This is a genomic window from Anaeromassilibacillus sp. An172, from assembly GCF_002160515.1.
GTDB classification, from domain to species: Bacteria; Bacillota; Clostridia; order Oscillospirales; family Acutalibacteraceae; genus Limousia; species Limousia pullorum.
This window is the reverse complement of the sequence record NZ_NFKS01000010.1, coordinates 47,264-67,929: the sequence shown is the minus strand read 5'-3', so window position 1 is coordinate 67,929 and position 20,666 is coordinate 47,264. Positions and strand designations below refer to the sequence as shown.

The 20,666-nt window shown below is 42.0% G+C and carries 19 protein-coding genes and 1 tRNA gene; 11 read left to right on the top strand and 9 right to left on the bottom strand.

Annotated elements, in window-relative coordinates; translation table 11 throughout:
- Positions 1-34: 34 nt before the first annotated feature.
- Together B5F08_RS06575 and B5F08_RS06570 are read right to left on the bottom strand one after the other, a co-directional pair.
- A complete protein-coding gene (locus B5F08_RS06575) occupies positions 35-784 on the bottom strand; it encodes a class I SAM-dependent DNA methyltransferase (protein WP_087377605.1) in 750 nt (249 codons plus the stop codon).
- On the bottom strand, positions 784-1,098 hold the full coding sequence (locus B5F08_RS06570; protein WP_087377603.1) for a YerC/YecD family TrpR-related protein: 315 nt from the start codon (positions 1,096-1,098) through the stop codon (positions 784-786). Before B5F08_RS06570 ends, B5F08_RS06575 begins: the two co-directional genes overlap by 1 nt.
- A gap of 503 nt (positions 1,099-1,601) precedes the next feature.
- On the opposite strand from B5F08_RS06570, the gene glmS reads away from it, so the two are divergent.
- On the top strand, positions 1,602-3,422 hold the full coding sequence (gene glmS, locus B5F08_RS06565; protein WP_087377601.1) for a glutamine--fructose-6-phosphate transaminase (isomerizing): 1,821 nt from the start codon (positions 1,602-1,604) through the stop codon (positions 3,420-3,422).
- A 336-nt stretch (positions 3,423-3,758) separates the two neighbouring features.
- Here the strand turns inward: glmS and nadC are convergent, their stop codons facing one another.
- Positions 3,759-4,598, bottom strand: a complete 840-nt coding sequence (gene nadC / locus B5F08_RS06560; RefSeq protein ID WP_087377599.1) for a carboxylating nicotinate-nucleotide diphosphorylase — start codon at positions 4,596-4,598, stop codon at positions 3,759-3,761.
- The gene (locus B5F08_RS06555; protein ID WP_087377597.1) at positions 4,595-6,064 is read right to left on the bottom strand and encodes an L-aspartate oxidase; all 1,470 of its coding nucleotides are present in this window, start codon (positions 6,062-6,064) and stop codon (positions 4,595-4,597) included. Before B5F08_RS06555 ends, nadC begins: the two co-directional genes overlap by 4 nt.
- Before the next feature lie 167 nt (positions 6,065-6,231).
- On the opposite strand from B5F08_RS06555, the gene hflX reads away from it, so the two are divergent.
- The 10 genes from hflX (at position 6,232) to B5F08_RS06505 (ending at position 13,846) form a co-directional block, all read left to right on the top strand.
- On the top strand, positions 6,232-7,482 hold the full coding sequence (gene hflX, locus B5F08_RS06550) for a GTPase HflX (RefSeq protein ID WP_087377595.1): 1,251 nt from the start codon (positions 6,232-6,234) through the stop codon (positions 7,480-7,482).
- 84 nt (positions 7,483-7,566) lie between these two features.
- Complete coding sequence (locus B5F08_RS06545) at positions 7,567-7,746, top strand: DUF951 domain-containing protein (RefSeq protein ID WP_087377593.1); 180 nt, start codon at positions 7,567-7,569, stop codon at positions 7,744-7,746.
- Between the two features lie 61 nt (positions 7,747-7,807).
- Positions 7,808-8,890, top strand: coding sequence for a peptide chain release factor 1 (gene prfA, locus B5F08_RS06540; protein ID WP_087377591.1), 1,083 nt, complete (start codon positions 7,808-7,810; stop codon positions 8,888-8,890).
- A gap of 80 nt (positions 8,891-8,970) precedes the next feature.
- On the top strand, positions 8,971-10,029 hold the full coding sequence (locus B5F08_RS06535) for an L-threonylcarbamoyladenylate synthase (protein ID WP_242968322.1): 1,059 nt from the start codon (positions 8,971-8,973) through the stop codon (positions 10,027-10,029).
- Positions 10,016-10,624: a dephospho-CoA kinase gene (gene coaE, locus B5F08_RS06530; protein WP_158096239.1), complete on the top strand. Its 609-nt coding sequence runs from the start codon at positions 10,016-10,018 to the stop codon at positions 10,622-10,624. Before B5F08_RS06535 ends, coaE begins: the two co-directional genes overlap by 14 nt.
- A gap of 1 nt (position 10,625) precedes the next feature.
- On the top strand, positions 10,626-11,312 hold the full coding sequence (locus tag B5F08_RS06525) for a lytic transglycosylase domain-containing protein (RefSeq protein ID WP_087377587.1): 687 nt from the start codon (positions 10,626-10,628) through the stop codon (positions 11,310-11,312).
- A gap of 23 nt (positions 11,313-11,335) precedes the next feature.
- Positions 11,336-12,745: an aminopeptidase gene (locus tag B5F08_RS06520; RefSeq protein WP_087377585.1), complete on the top strand. Its 1,410-nt coding sequence runs from the start codon at positions 11,336-11,338 to the stop codon at positions 12,743-12,745.
- Positions 12,746-12,880: 135 nt separating this feature from the next.
- Positions 12,881-12,957 (top strand) — tRNA-Arg (locus tag B5F08_RS06515).
- 170 nt (positions 12,958-13,127) lie between these two features.
- Entirely contained in the window at positions 13,128-13,340 is a 213-nt protein-coding gene (locus B5F08_RS06510; protein WP_087377583.1) for a hypothetical protein, read from the top strand.
- On the top strand, positions 13,337-13,846 hold the full coding sequence (locus B5F08_RS06505) for a hypothetical protein (protein WP_143256364.1): 510 nt from the start codon (positions 13,337-13,339) through the stop codon (positions 13,844-13,846). The genes B5F08_RS06510 and B5F08_RS06505 overlap by 4 nt, the downstream gene beginning before the upstream one ends.
- Before the next feature lie 1,407 nt (positions 13,847-15,253).
- Here B5F08_RS06505 and pheA read toward each other — a convergent pair.
- From pheA to B5F08_RS06480, 5 genes are read right to left on the bottom strand one after another with little or no spacing between them, the layout of a single operon-like run.
- Positions 15,254-16,375 (bottom strand): prephenate dehydratase, encoded by a 1,122-nt coding sequence (gene pheA, locus B5F08_RS06500; protein WP_087377579.1) that lies wholly within the window; start codon positions 16,373-16,375, stop codon positions 15,254-15,256.
- Between the two features lie 16 nt (positions 16,376-16,391).
- Positions 16,392-17,471 (bottom strand): chorismate synthase, encoded by a 1,080-nt coding sequence (gene aroC, locus B5F08_RS06495; protein WP_087377577.1) that lies wholly within the window; start codon positions 17,469-17,471, stop codon positions 16,392-16,394.
- On the bottom strand, positions 17,452-18,723 hold the full coding sequence (gene aroA, locus B5F08_RS06490) for a 3-phosphoshikimate 1-carboxyvinyltransferase (RefSeq protein WP_087377576.1): 1,272 nt from the start codon (positions 18,721-18,723) through the stop codon (positions 17,452-17,454). The genes aroC and aroA overlap by 20 nt, the downstream gene beginning before the upstream one ends.
- 6 nt (positions 18,724-18,729) lie before the next feature.
- Positions 18,730-19,782 carry a 3-dehydroquinate synthase gene (gene aroB, locus B5F08_RS06485; protein ID WP_087377574.1) on the bottom strand — a complete coding sequence of 351 codons (1,053 nt, stop codon included), beginning with the start codon at positions 19,780-19,782 and terminating at the stop codon, positions 18,730-18,732.
- Positions 19,779-20,609, bottom strand: a complete 831-nt coding sequence (locus B5F08_RS06480) for a prephenate dehydrogenase (protein WP_087377572.1) — start codon at positions 20,607-20,609, stop codon at positions 19,779-19,781. Before B5F08_RS06480 ends, aroB begins: the two co-directional genes overlap by 4 nt.
- Positions 20,610-20,666: the final 57 nt, after the last annotated feature.

Genomic DNA, 20,666 nt, shown 5'->3' with positions numbered 1-20,666 from the left:
CTTCCCTATTTATTATTTAGACACTATTATGCCATTATTTCACTTTTCTTGCAACATAAATTATTCTCTGTTCCTCAGGTTTCGGCGGTTCAAAGCTTAAATCACCGTATACAGCCGCTGTTTCAAATCCGGAATTATGAAGCATTTCTTCTATTTCCTCATGGCTGTAGGCTCTTTCCGAGAAATTCTCGCTGTATCTTCTGTAATCCTTTCCGTTTTCCATTGCGCAGAAAAAATCAAGCTGAATATTTACAACATTATTTTCAGAAAGACTGTTCTGCCATACGCAGAATACATCGTCGGTATCATAGACAAAGGTATTGTTTCCCAAAATCTGCTGATGTTTGTACAGAGAATTTACGTCAAACAAAAAATATCCGCCCTTGTTCATAAACAAAGAAACCTTATCAAAGGTCTTTTGCACCTTTTCTTTTTTTACAAGGTGGTTTATGCTGTCCAAAGTGCAGATACATGTGTCTATTGTTCCGTAAAGGTCTATGTTTTCCATTTTCTGACAGAGAAATAATATATCAAGTCCCAGCTCGTCGGCTTTCTCCTTTGCCTGAGCAAGCATATCATATGAGCCGTCTATTCCGTAAATATCGACGCCCTTTTTAAAAAGCTCTATTGTAAGGCTTCCTGTGCCGCAGGCAAGATCAAGGCTTAACCCCATATTGTGGCTAAGCCTCTCAAATACTTCTGTAATATAGTCGGCACGGCGCAGATACTCCACGTTTTCCGTAAGGGAATCGTAATAGTCGGCAAAAACACCGTAAGACGCCATCACTCTTTACCCTCTGCCTCTTTTTCCTTTTTTTCAATGCGTCGAAACGCAAGGTTATATCCATCACAGCCGTAAATCAAAGCACGATTTACACGGCTTATAGTCGCTGTTGATGCTCCTGTCTTGTTTACAATATCGCTGTAAACACATTTGTCTGAAAGAAGTTTTGCCACATAAAGACGCTGTGACATTGCCTTGATTTCCGGCACAGTGCAAAGGTCCTCAAAAAAGTCGTAGCAGTCTTCCATTGTTTCCAGAGACAAAATAGCTTTAAACAAAAAGTCTACTGTCTCGTCCTTAATTTTTGAATTCATAAGTTTCCTCCTGTAACTCAAAAAGGTTTCGATTTCATAAATCAGTCCTTTACAATTTTAACATATAAAAGTGTAAAAGTAAAGCTTTTAATTTAAGTTTAAAAAAGTTTATCAAATCGGTCAAAACGTAAGAAGTATAAATTCACGTTTAGAGAAAAATATAATTGAATAAATATTTAATTTTTAGTGTATAAAACTTTCGCATAATGCATAATATTAGAAATATTGATTGACTTTTATCTTAACCTGTAGTAGAATGTTGAAAGATTTTTTACAGAAGCTGTACGGCAAAACAAGCTGAAAGGGAGGTTTATTATCTGTAATTTATCAGCGCCAGACCGCATGCCTGTACTGCGGTGACGAGGGAAAGAGTTATCGAAAATTCGGCGGATGCTCTTTCGGTGCCGTTTTTACGGTGTCGTCAGTCTGATTGTTAAACCCTCTCCGCAAGGGGAGAAACAGAGCTTTCAGACAAGACAAACTCAGAAAGACAGGTAAATATTATGTGTGGAATAGTTGGATATGTAGGAGAACAGCAGGCAGCAGGAGTTCTTGTTGAAGGACTTAAAAAGCTTGAGTACCGTGGTTACGATTCGGCAGGTATTGCAATTCACCATGCCGGAGATTTTGTAACAGTAAAGACCAAGGGACGACTTAAAGATTTGGAAGAAAAAATCAAGCAGGTTGGAACTCCCGAAGGCACCTGCGGAATAGGTCACACACGCTGGGCAACTCACGGAGAGCCAAGCGACATCAACTCTCACCCCCACGGAAACGCCCGTATCACCATTGTTCACAACGGAATTATTGAAAACTACATGGAGCTTAAAACCAAGCTTCTTAAAAAGGGCTACAGCTTTTTAAGCGAAACGGACACTGAGGTTGTGGCTAAGCTTTTGGACTATTATTACAAGGGCGACCCTATGGACGCCATAAAAAGGCTTATAATGGCCGTTAAGGGCAGTTATGCATTGGGTATAATGTTCAGGGATATCCCGGAAAAAATCTTTGCTCTGCGCAAAGACAGCCCTCTTATCATCGGCATAGGAAACGGCGAAAACTTTATAGCCAGCGATATTCCTGCGGTTTTAAAATACACAAACCAATATCAGCTTTTGGATGAAAACCTTATAGCTGTTTTGGAAAAAGACTCTGTCACCGTTTACACAACGGACGGAGAAACAATTGAAAGGGAAACTCTCACAGCCGACTGGGACGTTGAGGCGGCGGAAAAGGACGGTTATCCCCATTTCATGCTCAAGGAGATTTTCGAGCAGACAAAGGCTTTAAACGACACAATAAGCCCACGTCTTAAAGATTTCTTAGTTGATTTCTCAAACGAAAAAATCCCCGATTCTCTCTTTGAAAACACAAACAAAATTCACATTGTAGCCTGCGGAACCGCAATGCACGCAGGAATGATAGGCAAAAATATTATCGAAGCTTTGGCAAGGGTTGACGTTGACGTACAGATTGCCTCTGAATTTCGTTATAGAAACCCTATTTTCCACGAAAACGACCTTATGATGGTAATAAGTCAATCGGGAGAAACGGCGGACACACTGGCGGCTCTGCGCCTTGCAAAACAGCAGGGCATTACAACCCTTGCGGTGGTCAATGTAGTGGGTTCATCCATTGCCAGAGAGGCAGACTATGTTATTTACACCTGGGCAGGCCCTGAAATCGCCGTTGCCAGCACAAAGGCTTATACGGTACAGCTTGGTGTTATGTATCTTCTTGCAATCAAATTTGCCCTTGCTAAAGGTAAAATTGATTTAGACTCTGCCAAAAAGATGGGCGAAACTCTTTTGACAATGCCCTCACAGATGCAGAAAATTCTTGAAAAAACCGACGACTGCAAATACTACGCCTCACGCTTTCAGAACGCCGCCAACATGTTTTTTATCGGCAGGGGTCTTGACTATGCCATATCTCTTGAAGGCTCATTAAAGCTCAAGGAGATATCCTACATGCACTCCGAGGCATACGCCGCCGGCGAGCTTAAACACGGCACAATTTCCCTTATGGACACAGACGTGCCTGTAATCGCCGTTGCCACCCAGTCAGACATCTACGAAAAGACCGTAAGCAACATAAAAGAGGTTGTAACGAGGGGCGCCAAGGTGCTTTTAATAGTGAAAGAGGGATTGCCCGTTGACATGAGTGTAGCCCGTTACGTTCTCTCAATTCCCAACGCTGAGGACATTTACATGCCTTTACTCTCAGTAATCCCCTTACAGCTTTTCGCCTACTACACCGCCGTTTTAAGAGGCTGTGACGTAGACCAACCCCGCAACCTAGCCAAAAGCGTAACCGTCGAGTAATTTTATATCCGCCTTGCAAAGTTTTTACTTGAAAATGAACGTCGTTTCAAGGCGGGCGAGACGTTTTTATTTCCGACGTGCATGAACTTAGCAACGGAAATTAACACCTGCACACGTCGGGCGAAACGTTATTCTTAATCTTTGGAATGGCTCGCTCTCGGTTGGCTTTGATTTTGAATATTTATAATTTTACAGCCATGGTTATATTTGAAGTAAACCATGGCTGTTTCTTTATTTTCTTTTGCAGAATTATATCCTATAAATTAAAACACAAAAAATTCCGGCACACCTTAAATAATGGTGATTGCCGGAATTTTATTTTTATCCGATTTTTTATTACTTCAATATTTTAAGAGAAATATCAAAGGCTTTTACTGAGTGTGTCAATGCGCCTATTGAAATTATATCAACGCCTGTTTCTGCAACGCCTCTCAGTGTTTCCGCTGTTATGCCGCCGCTTGCTTCGAGGATTGCTTTGCCGTCGGTGATTTTAACAGCTTCTGCCATCATCTCATTTGACATATTGTCAAGCATAATTACGTCAACGTCAACGCTTAAAGCTTCTCTTAGTTCATCAAGAGTTCTAACCTCAAGCTCAACCTTTGTCATGTGGCCAAGCTTTGATTTAAGCTTTTTAACAGCGTTTGTAATTCCGCCGCCTGCGTCAACGTGGTTATCCTTGAGCATTGCCGCATCGGAAAGGTTATATCTATGGTTCTTTCCGCCGCCAACTGTAACTGCGTATTTCTGCAAAGGACGCATACCCGGCAGTGTCTTTCTTGTATCAACAATGGAAGCCTTTGTTCCCTCAACAAGCTTTACAGCTTCGTTTGTAGCTGTTGCAATACCGCTCATGTGCTGAATAAGGTTCAAAGCTGTACGCTCGCCCTTGAGGATTGTTCTTGTTTTTCCGTAAACCTTGGCTATGATGTCGCCCTTTTTGAGAACGTCTCCGTCCTTCTTGAAAACCTCCGCTTTGAAATCCGGCTGTAAAAGCTCAAATACTCTCAAAGCCACGTCAAGTCCGCAGAGAACACCGTCAGCCTTTGCAAGAAACTGTGCGCAGCCCTCCTGGTCTTCATCTATAAGATAATCTGTTGTGACGTCTATGTAGTTTATATCCTCTAAAAGAGCTGTCTTTATAAGGTTGTCCACATACATCTGGTTTAACATCATAAGTTTATTCCTCCGTTTACTTCACCTAAAATAATTCCTGCAACTATTGCAAGGCTTCTTGCCTCTACATAGTCGGCATTTATCTCGTATTTTGTTGTTATGAGCTTGTTTACTATCTCGTCAACTCTCTTGTAGCTTTCCTCAACCTTGTCAAGCTTTGGAATTACAAAATATGTATCCTGCATTATCTCTCTGATTTCTGTTCTTATTCCCTTTGGCAGCGGTTCGCCGTGGATGTCATGAACAGGAGGCGCCGCTGTGATTTCCTGTCTGCCTCTCTCTGAAAGGTGACGCATGATATCCTCAGCCGCTCTTCTTGAGAATACAAGAGCCTCAAGCAGTGAGTTGCTGGCAAGTCTGTTTGCTCCGTGAACTCCTGTGTTGGAGCACTCGCCCACAGCGTAAAGTCCCTCTACAGTTGTGGCGGCATCCAAATCAACTTTAATTCCGCCCATAAGATAGTGCTGGCATGGGAATACAGGAATCCAGTCCTTTGTAATATCCACGCCCTCTTCCAGACATCTTGAATATATCATCGGGAATCTGTTTTTCAAAAATTCAGGGTCTTTATATGTTATATCAAGGTAGAACTTCTCACTGCCTGTGCGTTTTTCCTCCTCCATAATTGCGTGGGAAACAACGTCACGAGGTGCAAGCTCTCCCCTTGGGTCATAGCGTTCAACAAAACGCTCGCCGTTGCAGTTGAGAAGATATGCGCCCTCTCCTCTTACCGCTTCGCTTATGAGAAAACGCTCTCTGTTGTTTTCGGAAGCGAAAGCTGTAGGATGGAACTGCACACGGGAAAGATGGCTTATTGTAGCTCCCAGCAAGTGGGCAAAAGCTATACCATCGCCTGTGGCTATTGCGGAGTTGGTTGTGTACTTGTAAACTCTGCCTATGCCGCCTGTTGCCAAAACGCAGAAGTTTGAAGAAACACAGATGTTTTCTCCGTTTCTCAAAAAGCTTATGTAAAATCCGTTTTCAACCTTGTCAACGTCGTATACAAGAGCATTGTCAAGTATTGTTACATTTTTCTTTTGAGCCACAAGTCTTAAAAGTGTGTCAACTATTTCCTTGCCTGTTGAGTCCTTGTGATGAACAATTCGATTTCTTGAATGGCCGCCCTCTAAGGTTGCCATAAGCTCGCCGCTTTTGTTTCTGTCGAAATCAACACCCATATCCTTGAGGTTTAAAACATCGGAAGGGCCTTCTGTTACAAGCTTTTCAACAGCGGACAAATTATTTTTATATTTTCCTGCAATAAGAGTATCGGCAATATGCAGTTTGTAGTTGTCATGACTTGTATCCAAAACTGCGGCAACTCCGCCCTGTGCCAATGATGAATTGGACAAGGTAAGTTCCTTTTTTGAAAGAAGCAAAACCTTAACATCTTCCGAATATTGAAGGGCTCCGTAAAGTCCTGCAACGCCTGTGCCGACAATTACCACATCATATTGTTTATCCATTTTCCTTACCCCTGTTATTAAATGTTGGTTTACAAAATTATTTGAATATATTATACTACAATTAGTTTTGATTTAAAATAGTGTTTTCAATTTTTTTGTAATAAATAAGACAATTTGATAAAATCTATGTTAAAAACGAACTTTCAGTTTACAAACCGGAGGTATTTATGGAAATACAGAACAACGAGGAAAAAGTAACAAGAGCTTTGCTTGTAAGCGTTGATACAGGAGAATATGACGCTTTGTCATCTCTTGAAGAGCTTTTCGAGCTTACGGAAAGCGCAGGCGCAGAGCCTGTTGCAAGCATAACACAAAAGCTGGAAAGACCGGAAACCGCCACCTATGTGGGTTCCGGAAAGCTTGAGGAAATAAAGGAATACTGTGACATTCATGAGATAGATTTGCTTATTTTTGACTGTGAGCTTTCACCTACACAGATAAGAAACATTGAAGAGGCCACCGACGTTAGAGTTATTGACCGAACAATGCTTATCCTTGACGTTTTCGCTTTAAGAGCAAGGTCAAAGGAGGGCAAATTACAGGTAGAGCTTGCCCAGCTTAAATACATGCTTCCAAGACTTACAGGTAAGGGCGTTCAGATGTCACGTTTGGGCGGCGGAATAGGCACAAGAGGCCCAGGTGAAACAAAGCTTGAAACCGACCGCCGACACATAAGAAGAAAAATAGAAACCTTAAAGGAACAGCTTAAAGAGGTTGAAGAACACCGTGAAAGACTTAGAAAACGCCGTGAAAAGGACAATGTCATAACAGTTGCAATCGTAGGCTATACAAACGCCGGAAAGTCAACACTCATGAATTATCTGACACAGGCTGGAGTTTTGGCTGAGGACAAGCTTTTTGCTACCCTTGACCCAACCTCAAGGGCATTAAAACTTCCGTCAGGAATCACCGTTATGCTTATAGACACGGTAGGTTTTGTCCGCCGTCTGCCCCACCATCTGGTTGAAGCCTTTAAATCAACCTTGGAAGAAGCTGCAAACGCCGACATAATATTAAACGTATGCGACGTAAGCAACGATGAAGCAAAGCTTCACCTTGAGGTTACCGAGGATTTGCTGGCAAGCCTTGGCTGTAAAGACAGACCTGTAATTCCTGTGCTCAACAAATGCGACCTGCTTTCCGCAGAAAACGATATTGTATCAATCGGCAATTCCGTGAGAATTTCCGCAAAAACCGGAAAAGGAATAGACAAGCTTTTACAGGCTATTGAAGACAATCTTCCTGTAAGAATGAAAAGGGTAAAGCTTCTTCTTCCTTTCTCCATGGCGGGAATTTCCGCTGAAATACGCAAGTCGGGAACTCTTATCTCCGAGGAATACACAGCCGAGGGCATAGAGGTTGAAGCGGTTGTGGACGAAATTCTATACGGACGCATAAGGGATTACATCACAGAATAATTGTATCCGACTTTATTCGTTGTACAGGTTACAAAAATGTGGTATAATAATATGATAGCGTAAATCAAAACAGGGAGGCATAATATGGATGTAAAGGTTGGCGACAGACTTGAAATGAAAAAGTCCCACCCCTGCGGAGGTAAGGAGTTTTTGGTGCTCCGTGTGGGCATGGACTTTAAAATCCGCTGTACCAAATGCGGACATGAAGTAATGGTTCCGAGAAATAAAATCGAAAAAAATATTAAAAAAATTCAAAGAGATTAGCAGTCCCCTATTGTCCCGAATTTAACTTTAAACTTCAGGTAATAGAAAGGATTTGAAATAAATGTTTGAAAAAATCGAGATTTTCAGCAAAAGATACGACGAGCTTAACAACCGTCTTTACGACCCCTCTGTTGCGGCAGACCCCAACGAATATTCAAAGGTCATGAAAGAGGTCAAGTCTATTGAAGCCATTGTTTTAAAATACCGTGAGTACAAGGAAATTTTAAAAGCAATGGATGAAGCCCGTGAAATTATAGAGGACAGCTCCTCTGATAAAGATTTCCGTGAAATGGCTATGGCTGAAATAGACGACTGCAAGGAAAAGCTTCCGGAAATTACGGAAGAGCTTAAAATTCTTTTGCTTCCCAAGGACCCCAACGACAGCCGCAATGTTATTATGGAAATCAGAGGCGGAGCCGGCGGCGAGGAAGCAGCTCTCTTTTGCGGAGTTTTGTACCGTATGTACAGCATGTTTGCGGAAAAGCAGGGATATAAAACCGAGATAATAAACGCCAACGAAACAGAGCTTGGGGGTTTTAAGGAAATTTCCTTTATGATAAACGGCGAGGGCGCATATTCAAAGCTTAAATTTGAAAGCGGCGTTCACCGTGTTCAGAGAGTTCCGGAAACCGAAAGTCAGGGACGTATACACACTTCAACGGTTACGGTTGCGGTTCTCCCTGAGGCTGAGGACGTTGAGCTTGAGATAAATCCTGCCGACTTGCAGATTGATACCTTCCGAAGCAGCGGCGCAGGCGGTCAGCACATAAACAAAACCGAAAGTGCCATAAGAATCACCCACATTCCCACAGGAGTTGTGGTCGAATGTCAGGACGAGCGAAGCCAGTACAAAAACAAGGACAAGGCCATGAAGGTTCTTAAAAGCCGTCTTTTGCAGGCAAAGCGTGAGGAGCAGGAGGACTCTATCGCCGCAGAAAGAAAACAGCAGGTTGGAACCGGTGACAGAAGCGAGCGAATAAGAACCTACAACTATCCTCAGGGACGTGTAACCGACCACAGAATAGGTCTTACACTATATAAAATCGACGACATTTTAAACGGCAATATTGAGGAAATTGTGGACGCACTTATAGCCGCTCACAGAGCAAAACAGCTTCAGCAGTCCATGGAGGAAAACAATTAGATTTTATAAATTTCTACTAATCGAACATTTCACTTTCACATAAACACATTATAATAATGAGAAACAGGTGTAATTTTTAAATGCAGACAATAAGCAATGAGCCTTTAAATACCGTTATGCTTTCTTCCTCACCGGAGGATATAGAAAAAGCGGCAGAGATAATCCGCAATGGCGGTCTTGTGGGTATGCCCACGGAAACCGTATACGGTCTTGCCGCCGACGCTTTAAACGGAAAGGCTGTATCCAAAATTTTTAAAGCAAAGGGCAGACCCGGCGACAATCCTCTGATTGTCCATGTGGCAGCTTTTGAGGATATAGAAAAATACAATCTTGTAAAAAAGATACCCCAAGGGGCAAAAATTTTAGCCGATAAATACTGGCCCGGCCCTCTCACAATTATTATGGAAAAGTCGGATATTATCCCCGATGAGGTCAGCGCAGGTCTTGACACTGTGGCTGTGAGAATACCCTCTCACAAATCAGCCGCCGCACTCATAAGAGCGGCAGGAACTCCCATAGCCGCACCATCGGCAAATCTTTCCGGAAGCCCCAGCCCCACCACCGCCCAGCATGTTATGAACGACATGAAAGGCAGAATTGAAGCCATTATTGACGGCGGAGAGTGCAGTGTGGGCGTGGAAAGCACAGTAATAACCCTTGCCGGAGAAAAGCCGAGGCTTTTAAGACCGGGCGGAGTTACCTTAGAGCAGCTTCGAGAAGCTTTGGGCGAGGTTGAAATGGACGACGCAGTTTTGCACAAACTGAAAGACGGCGTAAAAGCCGCAAGCCCGGGTATGAAGTACAAGCACTATGCTCCGAAAGCTGAGGTTGTTATAATCAAAGGCTCTTCAAAAGCATACATTGACTATGTAAACAGCCATGATGACGAAAACACAGCCGCTCTCTGCTGGGAAGAGGACATAAAGGATTTGAAATGCAAAACCCTTTCCATGGGAAAAGAAAAAGACCAGGAAAGTCAGGCTCACAGACTTTTTGACGAGCTTAGGGAAATCGACAACGACGAAAGCATAAAGAAAGTCTTTGCAAGATGTCCCTCTATTCAGGGAATAGGTCTTGCAGTTTACAACAGACTTATCAGAGCCGCAGGTTTTGAGGTGATTGACCTTGAGAAAATATAATCTTGTAGGGCTTACCGGACAAACCGGAGCCGGAAAAGGTGTTGTGTCCTCTGTTTTCAAAGAAAAAGGCTGGGCGGTAATTGACGCCGACAAGCTGGCAAGAGAGGCTTTAGCACAAAACAGTCCCGCTCTTTACGGACTTTGCGCCGCCTTTGGAAATGATATAATAAAAGAGGACGGAAGTTTAGACAGACCTCTGCTTGCTAAAAGAGCCTTTTCCTCAAGGGAAAACACAGACACACTAAACGCCCTGACTCATCCCTATATTTTACAGCTTGTGCTTAAAAATATCGAACACCTTGTTTCACAGGGCATAAAAAATATTTTATACGACGCTCCTCAGCTTATTGAAAGCGGCTCCCACCTTTTGTGCGACCATGTTATAACTGTTTTAGCAAAAGAGAATATAAGGCTTGAAAGAATAATGAAAAGGGATAGTCTTAGCCGTGAAAATGCTTTGCTGAGAATAAAAGCCCAGCACGAAGAGGCTTTTTACATAGAAAATTCTGACACCGTTATAGAAAACAACGGTTCTCAGGAGGATATAAAACAAACCGCCTTTAATTTACAGAACGATTTGAAAAAGGGGGAATAATATGAGCCAACAGCGACAGCACAGATACAGAGTTGAAGATAATAGCGACTCCGTTAAAAACGGAAATTCCCACGGTCACAAAAAACACGCAAAAAACAAGGGCAAGAAACGCCTTATTATTGCGGGTGCGCTGGCTGTTTTGATTGTCTGCGCAGGACTGCTGGTTGTAAACCTTGTGTCAGAAGTAAGGGAAAGACTTTTTGAAAGTCAGTACCAGCTTCAATATACTGAATACGTGGATAAATACAGCGAAGAATATAATGTGGATAAGGTTCTCATATACTCTATAATAAATACAGAAAGCCATTTTGACCCAAATGCAGAATCTGCCGTAGGCGCAATAGGTCTTATGCAGATTATGCCCGATACATTCACATGGCTTCAAACTTACTCCGGCGCAGATGAGGTTTTGGACTCCTCTGCCCTTTACGACCCTGAAACCAACATAAAATACGGGGTAATGTTCTTGGATTACCTTGTAGACATGTACGACAGCAGAAGCGCAGTTGCCGCCGCCTACAATGCAGGATTTGTGGTAAGCGAATGGCTTGAAAATCCTGAGTACAGCGACGACGGAGTAAATCTTAAAACCACACCTTACGCTCAGACAACGGCGTATATAGAAAAAGTGGAAACAGCCTATGAAATGTATTCAAAGCTTTATTTCTCCACAGATGAAACAAAGTAAATTTACCTTAAGGGGTGTAATATATGTCTAAGAAAAAAGAAGAAAAATCAGAGATTAAGGAATTAAAGGAACAGCTTTTTACCAGAACCGACAAGGGTATTGCTTCTATGAAAGAAAGCGAAATCAAAAAAGCTGACAAATACTGCGAGGACTACAAAAAGTTTATCGACCACTCAAAGACAGAACGTGAAGCGGTAAAAACCGCCGTAAAGCTGGCTGAGAAAGCCGGATTTGTTCCTTTTGAGCAGGATAAAAAGTATAAGGCAGGCGACAGAATATACTATGTAAACCGCCACAAGGCTCTGGCTCTTGCTGTTATCGGCAAAAAGGGCGTTAAAGACGGCGTGAGATTGGCTATTGCTCACATAGACTCACCGAGAATAGATTTAAAGCCAAATCCAATGTACGAAGCAAGCGGCCTTGCAATGTTTAAGACCCATTATTACGGCGGACTTAAAAAATATCAGTGGACTGCTCTTCCTCTCTCACTTCACGGTGTTGTTATTAAAACAGACGGAACAAAGATTGAAATCAACCTGGGAGAAAAGGACGACGAGCCATGCTTCTGCATTACAGACCTTCTTCCCCACCTTGCAAAGGAACAGGTTCAGAAGCCTATGGCTAAGGTGTTCACAGGTGAGGAACTGAATATCCTTGCAGGTTCCCGCCCATATGACAACAACGGCGAAAGCGACCTTGTAAAACTGAACATTATGAGCATCCTCAACAAGAAATACGGTATCACCGAGGAGGATTTCCTCTCTGCTGAACTGAGCTTTGTTCCGGCACTTAAAACAAGGGATGTGGGCTTTGACGAAAGCATGATAGGCGGCTACGGCCACGACGACCGTGTATGCGCTTATCCGGCTCTTACAGCTATTCTGGAAACAGAAATGCCTGAAAACACAGTTATCACCATGCTTGCCGACAAGGAAGAAACAGGCAGTGACGGCAACACAGGTATGCAGAGCGATTTCCTCCGTTACTTTATTTACGATCTTGCAAAAGCCGAGGGTGAAGAGGGCTACAGAGTTCTTTCAAAGAGCAAGTGCCTTTCAGCAGACGTAAACGCCGCATTTGACCCAACATACGCTTCCGTTTACGAAACCCAGAACTGCTCCTATCTCAATAAAGGCGTGGTTATCTCAAAATACATGGGACACGGCGGAAAGTACGACACATCCGACGCCTCTGCCGAATACATGGGCGAGATCCGCTCAATGCTTGAGAAAAACAATGTAAGCTGGCAGACCGGCGAGCTTGGAAAGGTTGACATGGGCGGCGGCGGTACAATCGCAAAGTACGTTGCCAATATGAACGTGGATGTAATCGACTTGGGCGTTCCGGTACTCTCCATGCATGCGCCTTTTGAGATTGTTTCAAAAACCGACGTTTACATGGCATACAGAGCATTTTACTGCTTTTTTAACTGATTTTCCGTTATCTTAAATAAAAATAAGGTTAATACTACAGATTATTTGAGAGATCGTAAAAAAAATAAAAAAACACTTGATTTTTCCTTTGGTTTGTGATATTATACTATAGCGGTTCGGAAAGAGCCGCAAAATGCGCTGTTAGCTCAGCTGGATAGAGTGACTGGCTACGAACCAGTAGGTCAGGGGTTCGAGTCCCTTACAGCGCGCCAAAAGCATCTGCAATTTGCAGATGCTTTTTTGTTTATCATCTTTCATAAATGCATAATCCCCTGTTCACAATATTATAATATTATATAATTAGTATAATTTATTGATTTTTTTGACCAGAGGTGTTATGATTTATATGAGGGATAATATTAAACGACAGGAGGAATGTAAGATGGCTGTAATTTCAAAACCAAAGGATTTAGCTTTTTTCGTAAGCAGTGAAAAATCTCAGGAATTTCTCAGTGAAAAACCTGATACCGAAATGCTTTTAAAAAAATTTAAACGTCTGCGTCAGTGCGCCTTACTTTCCGGTAAAAATACTGATGACGATGAAATTAAGTATTTAGATAAAAAAATAAATGATTTAACACATATTGAAAAATGAATACTCAAAAAGAACTTGTAAATATAAAAGATATTCCCTCGCTATTGTTAAATAAATTTCAGTGTGGTAAAGATGTTATAGATGATTACTTTAAGCACAAGGCTATTGACGATGATGATGTTACAACTTTCGGGTTTATAAATAATGACCGTGTCGTTGCACTGGTGTCATTATGCTGCACCGGAATAATGATTGAATCCGGTATCAGAATTCAAATTATTCCCGCTGTTGAAATAAAGATGTTCGCTGTTTCAGAAGATTATCAACATAAATCATATCCAAATGTTGACAATTACAAATGGAGCGAATATTGTCTTGATAAAATAATTGCATTTATATATCACTTTACTGAAAATTACTGCGGTGCTTCTAGGATTGTTTTGTACTCAGTGCCAGAGGCGGTAAACTTTTATATACGGAGCGGTTTTAAAGAATTTGAAAAATTTATGCGCCCTTCTGAAAAAAGATTTCTTGAAGGATGTATTCCCATGTACATGGCATTATAAACTATTTGCAGATGCGAATTGTTTGTAATGCCTTTTTTTGGTGTTTTTTCGACTTTAAAGGGTTTTATATGACATAATTTTCACATTACTTGAACAAGCTGTTCTTTATTAACTTTTTACATAAGTTAAAAACATGTTGAAAAAATTTTATTATTTTTTTAATAAAAACTATTGACAAATCCCTTTTTATAGTATATAATTAAGTCAAACAAAAGGAAATCTTCCAATTCAATATTTAAAGTTGATTTAGTTGTTTTTTATTTACGAGGTGAGTCCAATGAGAATATCAGAAGGAACAGATTCACAGCTTTGATGTCCATGTTTTGAGAAGTTGTATTTAAGGAGAATGCCCATGAGAAAACATTATGAAAAGGGGTTTCACCTGCTGGCAATTTCAGTTAGGTAAACAGCATCAAATATAATTCAAGCAAATCAAATTGCTAATTAAAAAACGCAAATATGTGTTTTCAAAAGGTAATTGGAAATAAGTTGTTCGGTAAAAATAAATTTATGAAGGCTTGTTTATATTAAAGATTGCTGTTTACGAAATATTCGGAGTTTTAATTTGAGATAAGAGCGTAACGTAACATCAAGAATATTTCTAAGCTGAAACTTATTTTAATTATCAATTCAAAAACATATTTTAAAATCAGAAACAATCAAAAAATCAAAATGCCTTACATATTTCCTTTACAATTTATGGTGTACCCGGATATAGATTGATTAAAAGCCTACTGAAAATAATAACAGATCTGCATAAGCTTTACAAAATCATAAAGCGAAAGGTTGAGACCAATGGTTGTTAAATAAATTATCAAGTTGCTGTTTAGATACAGTTTAAAGATTGTTTTAATTTGATAATATGTGTTTTAGAAAAATCAGTTAAAGTAAGACTTGTAAATAAACCTTCCTTAAACAATATCCAAATCTTCAACAGCAGTGTTTTAAAATCTCAATAAAACAGTTGAAGAGCCCCTGAAAAACAGATATTGTAATAGTTTAAATATATTTTAATGATAGGAGACTAAGGTTTTAATTATGTTACTTCCATTTTGTTAAGGGAACTTTGATTTGATCCTGTATTAAATTAAAGTTCCCTTTCCGTTTGCTTTCTTTTCTGTTTTGTTTTTCTGATTTTATTTTTTGCAGTCCCGAAGATAAAATCCGAAAGATAAAAGAGCGAAAATATGACATGATTAACATACAAAATTGCACCTCCAAATAAGAATCCCCCGGCTTATATTTCAGTGATATCTGAAACAAAGTCGGGGGATTTCGTATATTTTTTAATTTAAAAGACTCTTTGTTAATAGTTAGTGAAAAGTAAATAAGACCTTGGAGGACGCTGTCCTCCAAACCACCAGCCCAAGGGACAGTGGTCCCTTGGGAATCCCAAATTTTTTTGTTCTAACAATAGTTTCCCAAGAAACTAAACTCCGGAAGCTCTTCGGAGAGAGCACAAAGCAGGTTCAATACATCGTCGTTGTATACGTTGCCTGTAAAATCCAAATAGAAAAGATATTCAAATTTATGGTCGGGCATTGGTCTTGACTCTATTTTTGTAAGGTTAAGACCGCTGGAATTAAATCTGCAAAGCACGGTATAAAGAGAACCTGTAACGTGAGGCAGGCTGAAACACAGGCTTATTTTATCGGCATTTTCTGGAATGTAAAGCTTCTTGGAAATCACGATAAATCTTGTTGTGTTGCCCTTGCTGTTTTGGAAATCTCTCTTTAATATCTTCAGTCCGTATTCCTCCGCCGCACTTTCTGAGCAGATTGCGGCGCAGTTTATTCTTTTCTCTTCAAAAATTTCCTTTGCCGCCACCGCTGTGTTGGAGCATGGAACGGCTTTCATGTTGTTTTCGGCTATAAACTCCGAACACTGTGAAAGAGCCTGAGGATGTGACCAAACCTGCTCTATATCCTCAAGACTGCTCTGCTTAATTCCGCAGAGACAGTGGTTTATTTTCAGCTGTTTTTCCCTTACGATATAAAATCTGTTTTTAAGAATAAGGTCGTAAACATCGGAAACAGAGCCGGCTGTGGAGTTTTCAACGGGAAGTACACCAAAGTCCGCTTCTCCCTTGTCTACCGCCGCAAAAACGTCAGACCATTTTTTATAGAACACCGGCTGACAAAGCGGAAAAATCTCTGTAGCCGCCTCGTGGGAGTTTGCTCCTTTAATTCCCTGGCAGGCGATTTTCAGATTTTTTTCCGGCAGTACCTTTACAGCTTCGGTTATTGTTCTGCGCATGGCTTCTCCGCTTCCCACAATGTTGTGCTGTAACGCACGGGAAAGCTCCATAATATTGGCATAAAGAAGTCTGGCGTAGTGGCCGTACTCTCCGCCCTTTTTCTGAACCTCGTCAAGAATTTCGTCCTCACGTTTCTGATTGAGTATGGGCACATTGTTTGCTTTCTTGTACTCCCCTACAGCCTTGGCGCAGTCCATTCTTTTTTTGAAAAGCTCAATAAGCTCTTTATCAATTCCGTCAATTTCTTTTCTGATATCGGCTAAATCTCTCATAATACAAACACTCCCATCACAGAACAAGCTGGGCAACCGCCAAAGCGGCGGCGGCTTCAACAACAGGAACGGCTCTCGGCACTATGCATGGGTCGTGTCTGCCTTTAACGCTTAATTTAGCGTTTTTCATTCCGCTGAGGCTTATTGTGTCCTGTTCTATAGAAATGGACGCTGTGGGCTTTACAGCGGCTTTAAACACTATCGGCATACCGTTTGTGATGCCGCCTAAAATTCCTCCGCAGTTGTTGGACTTCGTCTGTATATTTCCGTCTATTATTTCAAAGGGGTCGTTGCTCTCGCTTCCGTGCATTTCGGACAGCTCAAAGCCCTTTCCGAACTCGATACCCTTTATTGCAGGAATACCGAAAACAATTGAAGAAATAATATTTTCCACTCCGCCGAACATTGGGTCGCCGTAACCTGCCTTTACTCCTGTTACAATGCACTCTACAGTTCCGCCTACGCTGTCGCCTTTTTCAGCGGCATTGGCTACTTCCTGTCTTATGTTTTCCTCAATGTCCTTATCGATAAGGGCAAAGCGGCTCTTTGAAAGCTCTTTTAAAATATTTTCATCTGGAAAAACTCCCAAATCGTAAAAGCTTTTATCCTTTACAGAGCCAACGGAAGCAATGTGAGCGGCTATATGGATGCCCTGCTTTTCCAAAATCTGACGGCACAAAGCACCTGCAAAAACTATGGGAGCTGTAAGACGTCCGGAGAAATGTCCGCCGCCTCTTATATCGTTTTGTCCTTTATATCTCACATAGGCGGGATAATCGCTGTGTCCCGGTCTTGGACAGTCCAGCAAATTGCTGTAATCTCCGCTTTTTGTGTTGTTGTTTTCAATAACTGCGCAGATTGGCGCACCTGTTGTCACGTCGTTTAACATTCCCGAAAGAACTGTGGGAATGTCGGTTTCAAATCTTGGCGTGGCTGTCTTGTCCTTGCCGGGAGCTCGTCTTGCCATCTGCTCGTAGACCTGTTCCATATCTATTTTGTGTCCGGATGGAAGACCATCTATAACAACGCCTATTCCCTTTCCGTGACTTTCTCCGAAAACGGAGATTTTTATTTTATCACCCCAAGTCGATGACATCTGCTTTACCTCCCAAACTATTGTAGTCCTCAAAGAAATCAGGATAGGACTTGTTTATGCTCATAGGGTCGGTTACATAAATCTCTTTTTCACTTCCCACAGCCGCTGTCGCCATAGACATAACAATTCTGTGGTCGTTGCATCCCAGAGCTTTTCCGCCTTTTAAAGACTTCACTCCCCTTATGATAAGTCCGTCCTCTGTTTCCTCTATATCTCCGCCGCAGGCATTTACAGCCTGTGAAATCGCCTGCAAACGGTCGCTTTCCTTTATTCTCAGTCTTTCTGCATTGTAAATCACAGTTTCGCCCTGAGCATAGGCGGCGGTCACTGCCAAAACCGGAACTATATCCGGAATCTGTCTTGCGTCTATTTTTATTCCATGGAGAGAGCTTTTTCTCACCTTTACAAAATCCTCGCCCCAGCTTATATCTGCACCGAAATCTTTCACAAGGTCGCAGATATCCTTATCTCTCTGGGATGAGCTTTGGGAAACGCCTTTCACAGTCACATTGCCGTTTATTGCGCCGGCGCAGATGAAAAACGCCGCCTGTGACCAGTCACCCTGGGTTTTATAGTCTGCGGCGGTATACTGCTGATTTCCCTTTATAAAGTAGCCGTAATCGGTTCTCTGAGCCTCTACACCGAATTTTTTCATAACATCAAGTGTTAAAGTTACATAGCCCTCGCTTTCAAGCTCTGTGGTCAAAATAATGCGGCTGTTGCCGGAAAGCAAAGGAAGGCTTAAAAGCAGTCCTGTTATAAACTGAGAGCTTATATTTCCCGGAAGAGAAAAATCTCCGCTTTGAAGCTGTCCTGAAATCTCAAAGGGCAGTCCGCCTGAGGTTATGCACTTAACTCCGGCTTTTGGAAGAAATTCCGTGTATATGCCGATAGGTCTTTCCGGAAGCCGTCCCTCTCCGGTAAACAGGGCGTCAATACCGCCTGCCGCCGCAATGGGTATTACAAATCTCAGGGTTGAGCCGCTTTCACAGCAGTGGAGGCGGCAGCTTTTATTTGAAAACATCTCTCTGCCGTCCACAATAAGGGCGTCGCCCTCAAATCTTGTTTTTGCCCCCATGGCGGTTACACAGTCTATTGTTGCCTTTATGTCCTTTGAAAGGGCAACAGGCTCAATTCTGCTTATTCCTTTAGCAAGGGCGGCGCAAAGCACCGCCCTGTGAACATCGCTTTTTGACGGGGGAACAGTTACCTCCCCTTTGAGAAAAGAGGGAGTAAACATTGCTGTCGTCATATTTAATCAATCCACCTTGATAAATTCCGCCAATTCTTCATGGGGAATTTTCTTAACAAAACTTTTTCCAATCTCGCTTATAAGCACAAGATTTATGCTGTTGCCGCTGCTCTTTTTATCGTTGAGAGCCGCCAAAGCTATATCCTGTGACTTTTCGGGATTTTCTATAGGCAGTCCGTATTTGCGGCAGACCTTTGCAATCTTCTTGCAGGTTCCGCCCTTTGTAAGTCCTGCCTTTTCGGAAGCGGCGGTCATCATAACCATTCCTATTGCAACCGCTTCGCCGTGACTGAGGGTTTTAAAATCGCCTAACTTTTCAAGAGCATGACCCAGGGTATGTCCGAAGTTTAATAACATTCTCTCCCCTTTTTCATGCTCGTCGGCTGAAACCACGTCACGCTTTATTTTAACGCACTTGTATATAACCTCGTCGATATTTTCAAAAGCGTCCTCGTTTTTAAGGAAGTTAAAGAACTCCTTGTCCTTTATACAACCGTACTTTATAACCTCTGCCATTCCGTCGCTTACAAAGTGCTTTGGAAGTGTGTCTATTGTGTCCGGGTCGATAATAACCAAAGACGGCTGCCAAAAGGCTCCTACAAGGTTTTTACCCTGCTTTATGTCAAAGCCTGTTTTGCCGCCTACGGAGCTGTCAACCTGAGCAAGCAAAGATGTAGGTATCTGAACAAACTCGATTCCTCTCAGGTAGGTTGCCGCAGCAAAGCCTGCCATATCGCCTGTTACTCCGCCGCCCAAAGCCACAATCATATCCTGTCTTGTAAAGTTGTTGTCAGCAAGACAGTCGTACATATGACAGATTGTTTCAATGCCTTTTGACTGTTCTCCGGCTTCAAAGGCAAAAACCGTAACTGCAAATCCAGCTTCTTTGAGGGAAGTTTTTACGGTTTCTGCGTATATAGGCGACACATTGCTGTCGGTTATAACTGCTATTCTAACAGCCTTTGTAATTTCCTTTATGATTTCTCCGCATTTTTTAATAAGTCCTCTTTCTATGAGGATATCATAAGGTCGTCCGGTTTCAACCCTTACGGCTTTCATTCTCCCAGCTCCTCCTTGATTTTTCTGCCTTCTGCCAAAAGCTCCGTAAGCTTTTGTTTATCTTCGTTTTCTATCTCTTTTTTAATTTTTCCTATATTGTAAATGAGAAGATCAAGCTCTTTTACAAGGTTGTCCTTGTTTTCCAAAAACAGCTCGCTCCAAAGCTCTGCATTTATGTTTGCAACACGGGAAACGTCGTTGTAGCTTCCTGCGGAATAGCCCACATGGTTTTTACAGCATGGGCTCATAACATAGGCGCAGGCAAGCACATGGGGAAGCTGTGAAGTAAAGGCAATCATTCTGTCGTGCTCCGCAGGAGAGGTTATCATAACTCCGCCGAAGCCCATAGCCCTTGCAAGTCCGCTTATAACGATTACGCTGTTGTCGTCTGCGTCGCAGGGAATAACGATATAGCTTGCACCTTTAAAAATTTCAGGGTCTGAGGCTTCATATCCGTTTTTCTCCTTGCCTGCCATTGGGTGGCTTCCCACAAAATCAAAGGAATATTCCATGGAAAGCTCTACAAGCGCCGGACATATCTCGTATTTTATACCGGCTGTGTCGGTAACTATTGCGCCCTGCTTTATATATTTTCCGTTTTCTTCCACATACTGCACAGCCGCACCGGGATAAACGGCAAGATAAATAACGTCTGCAATTCCCAGAGAATCTATATCTCCGATTTCGTCAATGGCTCCGTCTGAGAGAGCTTTTTTCTCCACCTCATGGTTTTTATCTATGCCGATAATGTAGTGTTCTGTATTTTTCTTCAATGCTTTGGCGATGCTTCCGCCGATAATTCCGAGTCCGACTATAACTATGTTCATAAAAATCTTCTCCCTGAAAGCGCACAAGGGCGGTACTTTTCCCCACCCTTGCTTTAC